Source organism: Pseudomonas sp. NPDC089530 (assembly GCF_050280705.1).
Taxonomy (GTDB): domain Bacteria; phylum Pseudomonadota; class Gammaproteobacteria; order Pseudomonadales; family Pseudomonadaceae; genus Aquipseudomonas.
Genome location: NZ_JBNNVU010000010.1, coordinates 34,434 through 47,492 on the forward strand (window position 1 = coordinate 34,434; position 13,059 = coordinate 47,492).

Sequence of the window (13,059 nt, forward strand, 5' to 3'; positions counted from 1 at the left end):
TTGCCGCTCAGCGGTCCTGCTCATCGATCCGCGTCAGGCCGCTGACCAGTGCCTCCAGCAGAACCCTGACCCTGGGCAGCGCTTCCCGGCTTTTAACCCAGGCCAGATGGATCGGCATGCCCTCGGTGGCCCGCTGCGGCAGCACCTCCAGCAATGTCCCTTCGTCCAGCTGGCGCTGGATCAACCACGACGGCAACTGGGCAATGCCGCAGCCGGCCATGGCCGCGGTCACTATGCCTTCGCCACTGCCCACCACCAGTTGGGCGGCGACCTGCCTGCGGGTTGTCGCGCCCTGGCCGTCGGCGAAGCTCCAGGGGTTGACCCTGCCGTCCACCCAGCCATAGGCGATGCACTGATGCTGCTCCAGATCGTGCTCGGTCAGGGGGATGCCCTGCCTGGCCAGGTAGGCGGGCGCGGCACAAAAGATGTGGCGCTCATGGGCCAGGCAGCGATGCCCCAGGGTATCGGGCCAGGCATCCCCGCCGCCGATACGGATGACGATGTCCACGCCGGCCTTGAACGGGTCGACGTAACCTTCGGAGAAGGAAATATGCGGGGTCAGGGCCGGATGATCCTGCATCACGCGCAGCAGGAGGGGCAGCACCTGGGTCCGGCCAAAGGTCCCGGGCAGGTCTACCCGCACACTGCCTTGCAGCCCGTTGGCGTCTGCCTTGAGCGAGTGCTCGGCCTCTTCCAGATCGGCCAGCACGCCGGTGCAGGTGCGATAGAACGCCATCCCCGCGTCCGTCAGCGATAAGCGCCGCGTGGTCCGCTGGAATAGTCGAGTGCCCAGGCGCCCCTCGAGGCGGGCGATACTTTTACTGATGGCGGAGCCTGTCAGGTGCAGTTGCTCGGCGGCGGCCGTGAAGCTGCCGGCCTGGGCAACGCAGACAAACACATCGATGCCTTTCAAGCGTTCGGAGGGAAACATGGTCATCCTTGATTGATGAGTTCAGCTCAACACAGCAGGTAGAAATCATCATGAATGAGAACTGGATTCAGCAGTATGCTTGATCCGCCCGCGCTGGCGAGCGATTCGCCCAGCGCGCTTCCCACAAAAAATGAATTGGCATAACGATGAGGCAAGGATGCTGGCCACCCTAAGAAACTATCCGGCAACGGTAAACCTGCTGCTTTCAGCGTCCCTGGTCTTGACCCTCGCCCGGGCGATCACCCTGCCGTATCTGGTCATTTATCTGTCCGGCAACTTCCACTTGAGCATCGCCGACATCGGCCTGGTCATCGGCAGCACGCTGATCATCGGGTCGCTGTTGAGCCTGTACGGCGGTTTCCTGGTGGACCGGATGTCCAGCTTCCGGCTGATCCTGGTCTGTACGGGCGTGTTCACCGCAGCCTTTCTCGGGACCTTTGCCGCCCGCGATCTCTGGCTGTTCTACCTGTGCCTGGTGGCGATCAACCTGGCCTACGCGGTGATCGATATCGCCGTGAAATCGGGCTTTGGCAGCCTGCTGCCCGTGGCCGGGCGGAGCGAGGTGTTTTCCATCAAATACACCCTGACCAATATCGGCTATGCCGTCGGCCCCTTTCTCGGCGCGGGAGTGGCCAGGCTGGATATCGGCCTGCCGTTCCTGTTGTCCGCCGGGCTGGGCGCCGGGTTCTTTTTTATCTATTTCGTGTGGGGCGACCGGGGCCTGGCGGGCGCCGGGGCCAGCCAGCAGCCGACCCACTTCCTGGCCGTGGGCAGGCTGCTGCTGCGGGATCGCCGGCTGGTGTGCTTTACCCTGGGCGGGCTGCTCAGTGCCGTGGTCTTCGGCCAGTTCAGCGCTTATCTCTCGCAGTACCTGGTGGTGACCACGACCCCGGAAACCACCTACCGGATTATCAGCACCATAGTCGCGACCAACGCCCTGACGGTGATCAGCCTGCAGTACCTCATCGGCCGGAGGATTTCCCAGGAGCACTTGAACCTGTGGCTCGCGGCCGGGCTGGCGATGTTCCTCCTCGGGCTGGCCGGTTTCGCCCTGGCGACCAGCCTGGTGTTCTGGGTGCTCGCCATGGTCATTTTCACGGTCGGCGAGATTATCGTGTTTCCCGCCGAATACATGTTTATCGACCACATCGCCCCCAGCCACCTGAGGGGCATGTACTACGGCGCGCAAAACCTCAGCAACCTGGGGGCGGCCCTGGGGCCTGTGCTGTGCGGGATGGTATTGGCGACGCAGCCTGCCGATTACATCTTCTACATGCTGATGCTGTTCATCGTCGCGGGCGGGGGGCTGTATTTCCTCGGGGCTTCCCTCCCGGGGAATACGGCGGTGGGGCAGGGGGACTGAAGTTGTCTCAGGCCTGATCCACCGGACCTGCCGGGTGATATCCCGCAGCGTCTCCTCGGGCACGCCCTGGGGCGCTCGGGCGAACTGGCTGAGGATCTTCTGCTTCTGGCGCAGCCGGCGCTGCCACTTGGCCAGGAACGCCGGGCTGCGGGCCTGCAGTTGCAGCGGGCCGAAGTACAGTTCCTCGGCGCTGTAGACCGTCGGTTCGGCGCGTTCGGCGACGATGATGATGCAGACGAAGTGCTGAGGGCGGGCAAGTCGTGAGCGTCGGCGTGGGCCGACGCTCTTCTTGATGAGGCTGCTTTCTGAATTTCTCCGACCGTCTTTTTCCGGGGGTAATGGTGAGCTATCCGGATCAGCTCCCCAAGTGCCGGGATCTAGAAGGCGATTTCAACCGGTGTCCGGTTCCTGAACAGGTCCATGACCGGGCAAGAGTGGTCAACGCTTTCCTTGAGGGCGATGAGGTCGTCTCTACTCGCGCTGCTATCGAATTTGACTGTTCCGCGTATCTCGGTGAAGCCGGGTCGGGCTTCATCATCGACCGCGAAGAAGCCTCTGAGATCGAGTGTTCCTTCAAGGGTGACCGTGACCTCTTTGAGTGGTATCCCGAGGGCGGCCGCGTGGAGGTGATAACTGATTTCCTGGCAGGTCGCCAACGCGGCCAGGGCAATCTCCACGGGGTTAGGGCCTTGGTCAGTTCCCCCCAGGTTTTGCGGCTCATCGACATCCAGGCTGAACTCGCGGATTTTAACGCGACGATGCAGCGCTCCATCGCCGCTGCTGGTCACCGAAAACGTTGCCACGGCCTTTCCCGGGTTTTCCCTGAAAAAGCGCTGGCTCGAGAGAAACAGTGATTTGAGATGTTCGGACATGCACAGCTCCTTTGTGTTTGCAGGTTCGATAGCTGGATTTGTAGCGGTTGCAGGAGTGCTGTGCAACCCGGGTCAGGTCGCGCCTGATCGAGCGCTTCGATTTCGGCGCGGGCGGTAGCCAAGGCCTATTGCCCGAGCCGGTGCCGTCCACGGGCAGGTATTGCGCCTTCCCGTGAAACGGATCGGCCTCGATCTTGGCCAGTCGGCCTTGTCGCAGCTGATCGCCCGGGGCTGTTGTTGGAGCAGTGCCGCGGCGGCGGTGTTCCAGTCATTGTGGCCCAGTTGCCGGGCCTCGACGGTCAAGAGTGGCGACAGGGTAGGGGGCCGGGTTCAGGCCAGCAGTTCGCTGATCCACCGGACCTTGCGCTCGATGTCCTGCAGTTTCTCTTCGGGTACGGCCTGTTGTGCGCGGGCGAAGTGGGCCAGGATCTTGTGCTTCTGGCGTAACTTGCGCTGCCACTTGGCCAGGAACGCCGGGCTGCGGGCCTGCAGTTGCAGCGGGCCGAAGTACAGTTCCTCGGCGCTGTAGACCACCGGTTCGGCGCGTTCGGCGACGATGATTTCGTAGTCGAAGCGGTTTTCCCGCAGCACTTCCTCGCAGAGGATGCGGTAGCCGTTGTCCATCAGCCATTGGCGCAGGGGTTGTTCGCCGCCGTTGGGTTGCAGGATCAGGCGCTCCTGGCCGCTTAGCCGTGCCTTGCCGCTGTCGAGGATGTCGCGGATGGTCTCGCCGCCCATGCCGCAGAGGCTGATGGCGGTGATCTCGTCTTGCGGCTCGATCGCCGCCAGGCCGTTGGCCAGGCGCACGCTGATCTGTTGCTCCAGGCCGCTTTCGCGGACGCTGCGTTCGGCCGAGCGGAAGGGCGTCAGCGCCACTTCGCCGGCCACCGCCGCGGTGATGACGCCACGGCGCAGCAACGCCAGCGGCAGGTAGCCGTGGTCCGAGCCGATATCGGCCAGGCGCGCGCCGGCCGGCACATGGGCCGCCACGCGCGCAAGGCGTAGGGACAGTGTCTGCTCGTTCAACGGCAGTCCCTTTTCCGTGGCTCGCTCATCAGTGGGTTGCAGCCGTCACCTTGGCCCGCGCCGCGTGCAGCTTCTTGTAGCTGTCGATCAGTCGCAGGTGGCGGTCGAGCCCTTCCAACTGCATGCTGGTCGGCGTCAGGCCGTAAAAGCGCACGCTGCCTTGCACCGAACCGATCACCGCGTCCATCCGTTCGTTGCCGAACATGCGGCGGAAGTTGGCTTCGTAATCCGCCAGGTCCAGATCTTCGTCGAGCTCCATCTCCAGCACCGCATTCATCGCCTGGTAGAACAGGCCACGCTCGGCGGTGTTGTCGTTGTACTGCAGGAACATCTCCACGCATTCCTTGGCTTCTTCATATTGCTGCAAGGCCAGGAAGATCAGCAGCTTCAACTCCAGGATGGTCAGTTGGCCCCAGGCGGTGTTGTCGTCGAACTCGATGCCGATCAGGGTGGTGATATCGGTGTAGTCGTCGAGCTCGCTTTCTATCAGGCGCTCGAGCAACGCCTGCAACTCATCCTCGTCGAGGCTGTGCAGGTTGAGGATATCCGCGCGGAAAAACAGCGCCTTGTTGGTGTTGTCCCAGATCAGGTCGTCCACCGGGTAGATTTCCGAATAGTCCGGCACCAGGATGCGGCAGGCGGTGGCTCCCAGGTGTTCGTACACGGCCATGTAGGACTCTTTGCCCATGCCTTCGAGAATGCCGAACAAGGTCGCGGCTTCCTGGGCATTGGAGTCTTCACCCTGGCCGGAGAAGTCCCACTCGACGAATTCATAATCCGACTGGGCGCTGAAGAAGCGCCACGACACCACGCCACTGGAGTCGATGAAGTGTTCGACGAAGTTGTTCGGCTCGGTGACCGCCTGGCCTTCGAACGTCGGCTGCGGCAAATCGTTCAAGCCCTCGAAGCTGCGGCCTTGCAGCAGTTCGGTGAGGCTGCGCTCCAGCGCCACTTCGAAGCTCGGGTGGGCACCGAACGAGGCGAACACGCCGCCGGTGCGCGGGTTCATCAGGGTCACGCACATGACCGGGAATTCGCCGCCCAGGGAGGCGTCCTTGACCAGCACCGGGAAGCCTTGTTCCTCCAGGCCCTGGATGCCGGCCAGGATGCCAGGGTACTTGGCCAGCACTTCCTGGGGCACGTCCGGCAGGGCGAATTCGCCTTCGATGATTTCACGTTTGACGGCGCGCTCGAAGATCTCCGACAGGCACTGCACCTGGGCTTCGGCCAGGGTGTTGCCGGCGCTCATGCCGTTGCTGAGGTAGAGGTTTTCGATCAGGTTGGACGGGAAGTACACCACTTCGCCGTCCGACTGGCGCACGAATGGCAGCGAAACGATGCCGCGCTCTTCATTGCCGGAATTGGTGTCGAACAGGTGTGAGCCGCGCAGTTCGCCATCGCGGTTGTAGATTTTCAGGCAGTAGGGGTCGAGGATTTCGCTGGGCAGCTCATCCTTGGGGCCGGGCTTGAACCAGCGCTCGTCCGGGTAATGCACGAACGGTGCGTTGGCGATCTCTTCGCCCCAGAACTGATCGTTGTAGAAGAAGTTGCAGTTCAGGCGCTCGATGAACTCGCCCAGGGCCGAGGCCAGCGCGCTTTCCTTGGTTGCCCCCTTGCCGTTGGTGAAGCACATCGGCGACTGCGCATCGCGGATATGCAGCGACCAGACGTTGGGCACGATGTTGCGCCACGAAGCGATCTCGATCTTCATCCCCAGGTCCGCCAGGATCGCCGACATATTGGCGATGGTCTGTTCCAGCGGCAGGTCCTTGCCGGCGATATAGGTGCTGGTGTCCGAGCCCCCGCTCGGCATCAGCAGGGCCTGGGCGTCGGCGTCCAGGTTGTCCACTTCCTCGATCACGAACTCGGGGCCGGTCTGCACCACCTTCTTCACCGTGCAGCGGTCGATGGAGCGCAGGATGCCCAGGCGGTCCTTCTCGGAAATGTCCGCCGGCAATTCCACCTGGATCTTGAAGATCTGGTTGTAGCGGTTTTCCGGGTCGACGATGTTGTTCTGCGACAGGCGAATGTTGTCGGTGGGGATATCGCGGGTCTGGCAGTACAGCTTCACGAAGTACGCCGCGCACAATGCCGAGGAGGCCAGGAAATAGTCGAACGGACCCGGTGCCGAGCCATCGCCCTTGTAGCGGATGGGCTGGTCGGCCACCACCGTGAAGTCATCGAACTTGGCTTCGAGTCGGAGGTTGTCGAGAAAGTTGACCTTGATTTCCATGGGGGATTACCAGCAGTACGAGCAAAAAATTGGCCGGTATTATCCGGGTTTTCAGCGGGAAGTCTTGTGCTTTTCGGTAGCGGCCGCCGGCCGGTCCGGGGCTGGACGGGTCGATCGCTGGCGTCCAGGCCAGGGTGATGCCGTCACCGAAGTCGGCTACCTGTTGCGCGCCATCGACCTTCCTTGTCTGTCCATCCATTGCGATTTCCAGCCGAAGGCGCAAAGGCATCGACCCTATTGGGTATGGAGGGTCATGACTGCAGGAGGACATCTGAAAGGCTTGAAGGGCGAGTCTCTAATTTTTCAGGGGGGGTGGATCAGCGCGTTCCGTCAGCAGGCCAGGCTGGCGATCCAGTCTTCGCTGGCGTGGTAGCGGGCGTAGTAGGCCTGCTTCTCGACTTCGCTCAGGCTGCTGAAGAACGGCAGGAAGTACTGGTCGTTGTAGTAACCCTGGGCGCCTTGTAACGACTCTCCCCACCATGAAGGCGGGTAGTCCTCAAAGGCTATCCAGGGTGGCGGGACGGCAAAGCGCTGCCGATGGATCGCATCGAGAAACTCAGGGCTGTTGGTCACCAGGCGCAGGGTGACGGCGTTGAATTCCCGGGTGGATACCAGGCAAATCAGTTGCTGCTTATGTTGCGCATTTTCATACTGCCTCACGGGCAGGTCGTTGAAGCTGCGCTCATGGGTCAGGGTGAAATGGGGCTCGACGAGGGTCTGGAACGAACTCAGATCCTGTGCGTCGATCAGCACGGCGCAGTAACAGGCCTGCACGCCGGTGTGGGCCAAGGAGACAATCCGGGGCAGGGTAGGCGCGGGGTGTGGCAGGGGGGCGGTAAAAACCGCCTGGAGCTCAGGCAGGGCGTAGCCCAGGATCTGCTCCTGGGGGCTACGCGCCATAAGGCGTTTGAGCCGCTGGAAAATGCTCATGATCGTCCCTGTGCCTGCAAGCGGCCGATATCAGGCTGACTCCGCCTCCCGTCCATGGGCTGCCGCGGCCAGTTGCCCGGTATCGACCCGCACGAAGATCGAGTCGCCCACCGCCGTCAGCACATCGCCGGCATACACCTCGCAGATCACCCGGCTCTTGCGGCCGACTTCGCCTTCGACCCTGGCGCGCAAGGTCAGGGGCACGCCCATGGGGGTGGGCTTGATGAATTTGATGCCGAGGTTGCCGGTCACGCAGTCGATGCGCGGCAGGCTGCCGGGGGCCCGTTGTTCGGCGCGGTAGTGGTAGGCCATGGCGGTCCAGTTCGAGTGGCAGTCCACCAGCATCGCGATCAGGCCGCCGTACACCAGCTCGGGCCAGCCGCAGTACTGGCTGTCCGGCAGGTGCTCGGCCATCACATGCACCCCGTCCTCATGCCAGTGGCTCTTGATGTGCAGGCCATGGGGGTTGTTGCTGCCACAGCCATAGCAGACGCCGTCCGGCGCAGTGCTGTCTTGCAGGGAGAGTGGGTGCATGTGTGTTCCTTTTTATTGTTGGAAAGGGCCCGCGAGCCCCTGGCCTCAGGCCGCGACCTGGGCCTGGATCTGCAGGTCGCCGTCGATGTCCTTGACCAGCCCGCTGGCCAGCAGCAGCGGCAGCAGGCGCTTGTGCAGTTGTGGCTCGACGAACTCCTTGACGCTGTCCAGCGCCAGGTTGCCGCTGGTTTCCAGCTCGACCTTGGTGTAGGACAGCCAGGCCTTTTTCAGCGCCAGCAGCACATCGCTGCCCGCGGTGTTGGCGAAGCGGCGGTGGCTCGCCTGGCCGTCGAAGTCGAAGCTGTGCTGGTGTTCGTAGCCGGTCTCGTCGCCCTGGCTGGCGACGCAACGACCGCAGCTGCAACGGCCGTCACCGAAGGCCGCGCGCAGATAGGTGTTGAAGTCCACCACGGGCTTGAGGCTCAGGCGCTTGTCGACTTCGAACAGGTCCCCGGTCATTGTTGCTTCACTGCTCAAGATCATTTTCCTCATGTCAGGCGGTGTATGGCTCAGGGGCGCACCTTAACAGCCGGATCGGCGCACGGGTACTGTTCTGCGGTAATCGAGTCCGTGACCATCCCTTGCTTTGCCCGGCTAGATATCCCGGCCAAGAAAGCTGTCCCGGTCTTCGGGGCGGGGCTTGAACAGTTTGAGCAGGCGGCCGTCGATGGCCGCCAGGCCCAGGGCGATCAGCGCCATGCCCAGCAGGTGGTTGGCCTGCAGATGTTCGCCCAGCACCAGCGAGCCGAGGACGATGGCGCTGATGGGGATCAGGAAAGTCACCAGCATCAGGTTGGTGGCGCCGGCGCTGGAGAGAATCCGGAAGAACAGCACATAGGCCAGGGCCGTGGACAGCAGGGCGATGCCCAGCAGCGCGCCCCAGGTCGCCAGGCTCGGGGCCGGCAGGCTCCAGGGCTGGTCCACCAGCAGCGCCAGGGGTATCAGCAGCAGGCTGGAGGCGCTGATCTGCCCGGTGGCGGTGAGCAGCGGCGCGACGCCCATGGCCTTGAAGCGCCGGCCGAATACCCCGGCAAAGGCGTAGGACAGTGCCGCCCCCAGCACCGCCAGTTGCGCGCCGAGGTGGTCCCCCAGGCCGGCCAGAGCGTCCAGGCCAAGCATGATCGCCACTCCGACAAAGCCCACGACCACCCCGGCCAGCTTGTTGCCGGTGATCTTTTCATCGGCGGTCAGCAGGTGCGCCACCAGCACCGCGAACAAGGGCGTGGTGGCATTGAGGATGGCGGCCAGGCTGCTGGCGATCCGGGTCTGGCCCCAGACGATCAGGCAGAAGGGAATCAGGTTGTTCAAGAGCCCCATGCCGAAAAAGGCCAGCCAGACGCGCCTGTCCCTGGGCAGCGACAGGCCCAGGAGGCGGATCAGCACCAGCAGGGCGAGGGCCGCCAGGCACACCCGCAACATGACGATGGTCAACGGCGGCAACTCCTTCACGGCGATGCCGACGAAAAAGAACGAGCCGCCCCAGAGGATGGACAGCACGACCAACTGGCTCCATTCCGCTGCTCCCATGACTTTCTGCGTGGTCATGTCTGTCTCTCCTGCGTGTCCGTCGATGATTGAGTTGTACTCGCTTGCCTGTGCCGGGTTTGCGCACTTGAAACCCGGTGATGGCGAATTATTCTGAGCTTCAGGTCGCTCTGACAAACGAGCATTTTTCGCCAAATGGTTGAGGAGGGCTAAACCTTGAATATGAACTTGCCGCCGCTGGTGGCGTTGCGGGCATTCGAAGCCACGGCGCGGCACCTGAGCGTGACCCTGGCGGCCGGGGAGCTGAACGTCACCCCCGGCGCGGTCAGCCTGCAGATCAAGGAACTGGAAGCGGCCCTGGGCCTCCCGCTGTTCGTGCGCCGGCCCCGGCGCCTGATCCTCACCGAGCCCGGCGAGCAGTACTTCGCCAGCTTGCGCACGGCCTTTCGCCTGATGCGCGAGGCCACGGCGGAGCTGGTGGGGCGGGCGCGCCTGGAGGTGCTGGTGATCAGTTGTACGCCGAGTTTTGCCATGCAGTGGCTGGTGCCGCGCCTGGGTGGGCTGGAAGCGCGGTTGCCCGGGGTGGATGTGCGGATCAGCGCCTCCAACCGCAAGGTCGATCTGGCCCGGGACGGCGTGGATATGGCGGTGCGCCACGGCTTCGGGCGCTACGACGGGCTGGTCGGCGAACGCTTGCTGGACGACGACCTGACGCCGGTGTGCAGCCCGCAGTTGCTCGGCGGTGCCCGCCGCCTGGGTGTCGATGACCTGGCCGGCCTGCGCCTGCTGCACGATGAACATCGGCAGGACTGGCAGTTGTGGCTGGAGGCGGCCGGGGCATCCGCGGTCGATGGCCGGCAGGGCACGGTGTTCGTCGACAGCAACGGCGCCATCGAGGCCGCCAAGGCCGGCCTGGGGGTGGCCCTGGTGCGCCTGTCGCTGGTCCGGCGCGAGCTGGCCGAGGGCGTGTTGCTGGCACCGATCGCCCAGGGGGTCGCCAGCGACCTGGCCTATTACCTGGTGTATCCGCCCGCGGCCCTGGAGCGGCCCCCTGTTGCGGCGCTGCGGGAGTGGCTGCTGTCCGAGGCCGGTCGCTCTGGCGCTCGGGAATGAGCGCCTGGAGCAGGCAATTTGCCTTCTTCGATAAGGCAATTTGCTGGCCCCGCAACCGCCGAATCGCCGCCAGAATCGCTTTATTTTCAGTCGGTTAGGTGGATAACAACATGCGCAATCTATGGATGACGCTGACCTCGTTTGCCTTGGCCAGCGTGGCGCTCGCGGCCGAGGGCAGGGAGTTGCCGGCCAGTGATCGGTATGTGTGCAGTTGGGGGGCGGGGACGGCGGCGCGGGCGCAGGAGCTGAAGCTGTCGGGGGTTTCGCTGTACGCCGCCCGGCAGAAGCTGCAGACCTACAAGTTCAGCAAGGGCTGGATGCGCATGATGGCCATGGGCATTACCGAACAGACCTACGACAGCCCCTCGCGGGCCAAGCCGGCGACCGTGCGCCAGAGCTTTTACGACGATTGCGTGCGTTTCAAGCTGGCGCGCAAATGACCCGGGGCAGCCGGCAGAAACGGCCTGGCATGCTGAGGCGGGCGCTGGCGACCCGGAGCCGGCCCATGTCGGTTCTGACTCATGTACCCGGCCCTTTGGCCCATGAGGCACAGGGCCGGTCACTTATCTGATCCGTATTTTTCTTCGTCACCTGCGTCTGTATCGGGATCAGATCTGGCCGGACAATAAACGCACCCTCAGGCGCACCGGCCAATCGACTGGAGCCTGAAGGGGCGTTTTGTTTTTCGCATGGGCGAAAATCTATTGTTCAGGAGGCCTTATGGCGAAGATGGCGATTTTCTTGTTTGGATTCTTGGCGCTGACCATCGCGATCGGGGTACTGGCCACCATCTCTCCGACATAAGCATGTAGGTCGTTCTTTTCGGTGTATTTCCGTGTTTGCTGGCACTAGTGAAGCGCTACTCAAACAGTGGTTAGCATCATATTCCTTGCTGTTGTATTGGCCTGTTATTCAAGATTTCTGATTGAGTTCAAATAGGCTGACTTCAGAGCAAGGCGAACAGTTTGTAATGCGCTTGGATCAAGTAGAGCAATATTCTTGGCTGGCAATGATTGTCCTGCCCGGTCTATTTTGACTCTACTTTTTCCTATTGAGGACACACCACCCGTAGCAACCGAAATCTCAACCTGACACGCTGAGTACTCAGGGGTATTCCAGGTTTTAAGGAATATCTGTTTGATTTCTATTTTCGCCTTTGCCTTCCCATCCGGGCGTGACTCAAGCGCGGACCTGATGAGCGTATCCCAGTCTTGTACTGGGACCATGGAATACCCTTCATATAGAGAGCCATTGTAATTAGCAGCATGCCAAACAATTTTGCTTTGTTCGCTACAGTAAGTGCAGCGTTCTACTCCGGAAATCTCAACGACTTCTACGTCAGTCGGAGTGTTGCGGATTTTAGATAACTCCTCTTCCGTGTTATAGGACGCAAAATGAAGCTGATTGGTCGTACAGCCAGCTACAAAAAGCATGCCTACCAACAACGCGGAGCGAATTACGAGCATTCTGATGCACTTCCTTTTGACTAGTTGATCAGCACATTTGGATTTGGTGTGTTTGCTGAATGACTTGCGGTTGCCGCCACACAGTATTTCCGAACTTGTGGAAAAACAAGATTGTGACCCCGAATGTTAGCCGTCCTGCTTTGCCTAGACCGCTACTTGGAAAACCTCCTCGCCCCGGCCACACATAAAATCACCGCCACGGTCACCCCCAGCATGCCCAGGCTCACCTGTTCGTGCAGCAGGGTGGCCGCCAGGGCCAGGCCAAAGAAGGGTTGCAGCAACTGCAACTGGCCGACGGCAGCGATGCCGCCCTGGGCCAGGCCGCGATACCAGAAGACGAACCCGATCAGCATGCTGAACAGCGCCACATAGGCCAGGCTCAACCAGGCGGGCGGGGTGATGCCGGCGAATGACGGCGGGGCCCGGAACAGGGTCAGCACGGCCATCAGCGGCAGCGCCAGCACCAGCGCCCAGGAGATCACCTGCCAGCCGCCCAGGGTCCGCGACAGTTTGGCGCCTTCGGCGTAACCCAGACCGCAAACCAGAATGGCCAGCAGCATCAGGAGGTCCCCGGCGGGCGCCGCGCTCAGCCCCTGGGACAGCGCGAAACCCACCACCAGCAGGCTGCCCAGCACCGAGAACAGCCAGAACACCGGCCGTGGCCGCTCGCCGCCGCGCAGCACGCCGAACACCGCGGTGGCCAGGGGCAATAGGCCGATGAAGACGATGGAGTGGGCCGAGGTCACGTACTGCAAGGCCAGCGCGGTCAGCAACGGGAACCCCACCACCACGCCCAGGGCCACGATCGCCAGGGGCCAGAGCTGGCTTCTGTCCGGGCGTTTTTCCTTGAACAGCATCAGCAGGCACAGCGCCAGGACCCCGGCAATGCTGGCGCGGGCCACGGTGAGGAACAGCGGGTCGAACTCCAGCACGGCGACCCGGGTGGCTGGCAGCGAGCCGCTGAAAATCAGCACGCCGATAAAGCCGTTGAGCCAGCCGCTGGCGGTCTTGTGCATGCTTTGGTGTTGCAGGTTGGATAGCTGTTCCATGGACGGGGCCCGGTGCTGTTCAGGGGGGGCAGCCCTTCAGGGAGCGATTGCGCCTGG

The 13,059-nt window shown here is 62.7% G+C and carries 13 protein-coding genes and 1 pseudogene; 3 read left to right on the plus strand and 11 right to left on the minus strand.

Going from position 1 to position 13,059, the window contains the following annotated elements; translation table 11 throughout:
- Positions 1-7: 7 nt before the first annotated feature.
- Complete coding sequence (locus ACQKQA_RS06185) at positions 8-931, minus strand: LysR family transcriptional regulator (RefSeq protein ID WP_427554578.1); 924 nt, start codon at positions 929-931, stop codon at positions 8-10.
- A 157-nt stretch (positions 932-1,088) separates the two neighbouring features.
- On the opposite strand from ACQKQA_RS06185, the gene ACQKQA_RS06190 reads away from it, so the two are divergent.
- Entirely contained in the window at positions 1,089-2,294 is a 1,206-nt protein-coding gene (locus ACQKQA_RS06190) for an MFS transporter (RefSeq protein WP_427554580.1), read from the plus strand.
- A gap of 15 nt (positions 2,295-2,309) precedes the next feature.
- On the opposite strand, the pseudogene ACQKQA_RS06195 reads toward ACQKQA_RS06190, so the two are convergent.
- The 8 genes and pseudogenes from ACQKQA_RS06195 to ACQKQA_RS06230 form a co-directional block, all read right to left on the minus strand.
- Positions 2,310-2,528, minus strand: a pseudogene (locus tag ACQKQA_RS06195) (tRNA (adenine-N(1))-methyltransferase); the annotation flags it as partial.
- A 143-nt stretch (positions 2,529-2,671) separates the two neighbouring features.
- Positions 2,672-3,166, minus strand: coding sequence for an OsmC family protein (locus ACQKQA_RS06200; RefSeq protein ID WP_427554582.1), 495 nt, complete (start codon positions 3,164-3,166; stop codon positions 2,672-2,674).
- 330 nt (positions 3,167-3,496) lie between these two features.
- Positions 3,497-4,192 (minus strand): tRNA (adenine(22)-N(1))-methyltransferase, encoded by a 696-nt coding sequence (locus ACQKQA_RS06205; RefSeq protein WP_427554584.1) that lies wholly within the window; start codon positions 4,190-4,192, stop codon positions 3,497-3,499.
- Between the two features lie 28 nt (positions 4,193-4,220).
- A complete protein-coding gene (locus ACQKQA_RS06210; RefSeq protein ID WP_427554586.1) occupies positions 4,221-6,425 on the minus strand; it encodes an OsmC domain/YcaO domain-containing protein in 2,205 nt (734 codons plus the stop codon).
- Between the two features lie 330 nt (positions 6,426-6,755).
- On the minus strand, positions 6,756-7,355 hold the full coding sequence (locus ACQKQA_RS06215) for a hypothetical protein (RefSeq protein ID WP_427554588.1): 600 nt from the start codon (positions 7,353-7,355) through the stop codon (positions 6,756-6,758).
- Positions 7,356-7,385: 30 nt separating this feature from the next.
- Positions 7,386-7,889 carry a PaaI family thioesterase gene (locus tag ACQKQA_RS06220; protein ID WP_427554590.1) on the minus strand — a complete coding sequence of 168 codons (504 nt, stop codon included), beginning with the start codon at positions 7,887-7,889 and terminating at the stop codon, positions 7,386-7,388.
- Positions 7,890-7,934: 45 nt separating this feature from the next.
- Positions 7,935-8,372: a hypothetical protein gene (locus ACQKQA_RS06225; RefSeq protein WP_427554592.1), complete on the minus strand. Its 438-nt coding sequence runs from the start codon at positions 8,370-8,372 to the stop codon at positions 7,935-7,937.
- 111 nt (positions 8,373-8,483) lie between these two features.
- Complete coding sequence (locus ACQKQA_RS06230) at positions 8,484-9,434, minus strand: DMT family transporter (RefSeq protein WP_427554594.1); 951 nt, start codon at positions 9,432-9,434, stop codon at positions 8,484-8,486.
- Positions 9,435-9,596: 162 nt separating this feature from the next.
- Between ACQKQA_RS06230 and gcvA the strand changes: the two genes are divergently transcribed.
- Positions 9,597-10,487: a transcriptional regulator GcvA gene (gene gcvA / locus ACQKQA_RS06235; protein WP_427554722.1), complete on the plus strand. Its 891-nt coding sequence runs from the start codon at positions 9,597-9,599 to the stop codon at positions 10,485-10,487.
- Positions 10,488-10,597: 110 nt separating this feature from the next.
- Positions 10,598-10,927, plus strand: a complete 330-nt coding sequence (locus ACQKQA_RS06240; protein WP_427554596.1) for a hypothetical protein — start codon at positions 10,598-10,600, stop codon at positions 10,925-10,927.
- Between the two features lie 468 nt (positions 10,928-11,395).
- Here ACQKQA_RS06240 and ACQKQA_RS06245 read toward each other — a convergent pair whose 3' ends face one another.
- Positions 11,396-11,953 (minus strand): hypothetical protein, encoded by a 558-nt coding sequence (locus ACQKQA_RS06245; RefSeq protein ID WP_427554598.1) that lies wholly within the window; start codon positions 11,951-11,953, stop codon positions 11,396-11,398.
- Between the two features lie 152 nt (positions 11,954-12,105).
- Positions 12,106-13,002 (minus strand): DMT family transporter, encoded by an 897-nt coding sequence (locus tag ACQKQA_RS06250; RefSeq protein WP_427554600.1) that lies wholly within the window; start codon positions 13,000-13,002, stop codon positions 12,106-12,108.
- Positions 13,003-13,059: the final 57 nt, after the last annotated feature.

Bases quoted from the DNA above. Each gene is read 5' to 3' on its own strand.
- ACQKQA_RS06240 (WP_427554596.1), top strand. From the start codon at position 10,598: ATGCGCAATCTATGGATGACGCTGACCTCGTTTGCCTTGGCCAGCGTG.
- ACQKQA_RS06220 (WP_427554590.1), bottom strand. From the start codon at position 7,889: ATGCACCCACTCTCCCTGCAAGACAGCACTGCGCCGGACGGCGTCTGC.
- ACQKQA_RS06225 (WP_427554592.1), bottom strand. From the start codon at position 8,372: ATGATCTTGAGCAGTGAAGCAACAATGACCGGGGACCTGTTCGAAGTC.
- gcvA (WP_427554722.1), top strand. From the start codon at position 9,597: ATGAACTTGCCGCCGCTGGTGGCGTTGCGGGCATTCGAAGCCACGGCG.
- ACQKQA_RS06245 (WP_427554598.1), bottom strand. From the start codon at position 11,953: ATGCTCGTAATTCGCTCCGCGTTGTTGGTAGGCATGCTTTTTGTAGCT.
- ACQKQA_RS06200 (WP_427554582.1), bottom strand. From the start codon at position 3,166: ATGTCCGAACATCTCAAATCACTGTTTCTCTCGAGCCAGCGCTTTTTC.
- ACQKQA_RS06185 (WP_427554578.1), bottom strand. From the start codon at position 931: ATGTTTCCCTCCGAACGCTTGAAAGGCATCGATGTGTTTGTCTGCGTT.
- ACQKQA_RS06250 (WP_427554600.1), bottom strand. From the start codon at position 13,002: ATGGAACAGCTATCCAACCTGCAACACCAAAGCATGCACAAGACCGCC.
- ACQKQA_RS06190 (WP_427554580.1), top strand. From the start codon at position 1,089: ATGCTGGCCACCCTAAGAAACTATCCGGCAACGGTAAACCTGCTGCTT.
- ACQKQA_RS06210 (WP_427554586.1), bottom strand. From the start codon at position 6,425: ATGGAAATCAAGGTCAACTTTCTCGACAACCTCCGACTCGAAGCCAAG.
- ACQKQA_RS06215 (WP_427554588.1), bottom strand. From the start codon at position 7,355: ATGAGCATTTTCCAGCGGCTCAAACGCCTTATGGCGCGTAGCCCCCAG.
- ACQKQA_RS06230 (WP_427554594.1), bottom strand. From the start codon at position 9,434: ATGACCACGCAGAAAGTCATGGGAGCAGCGGAATGGAGCCAGTTGGTC.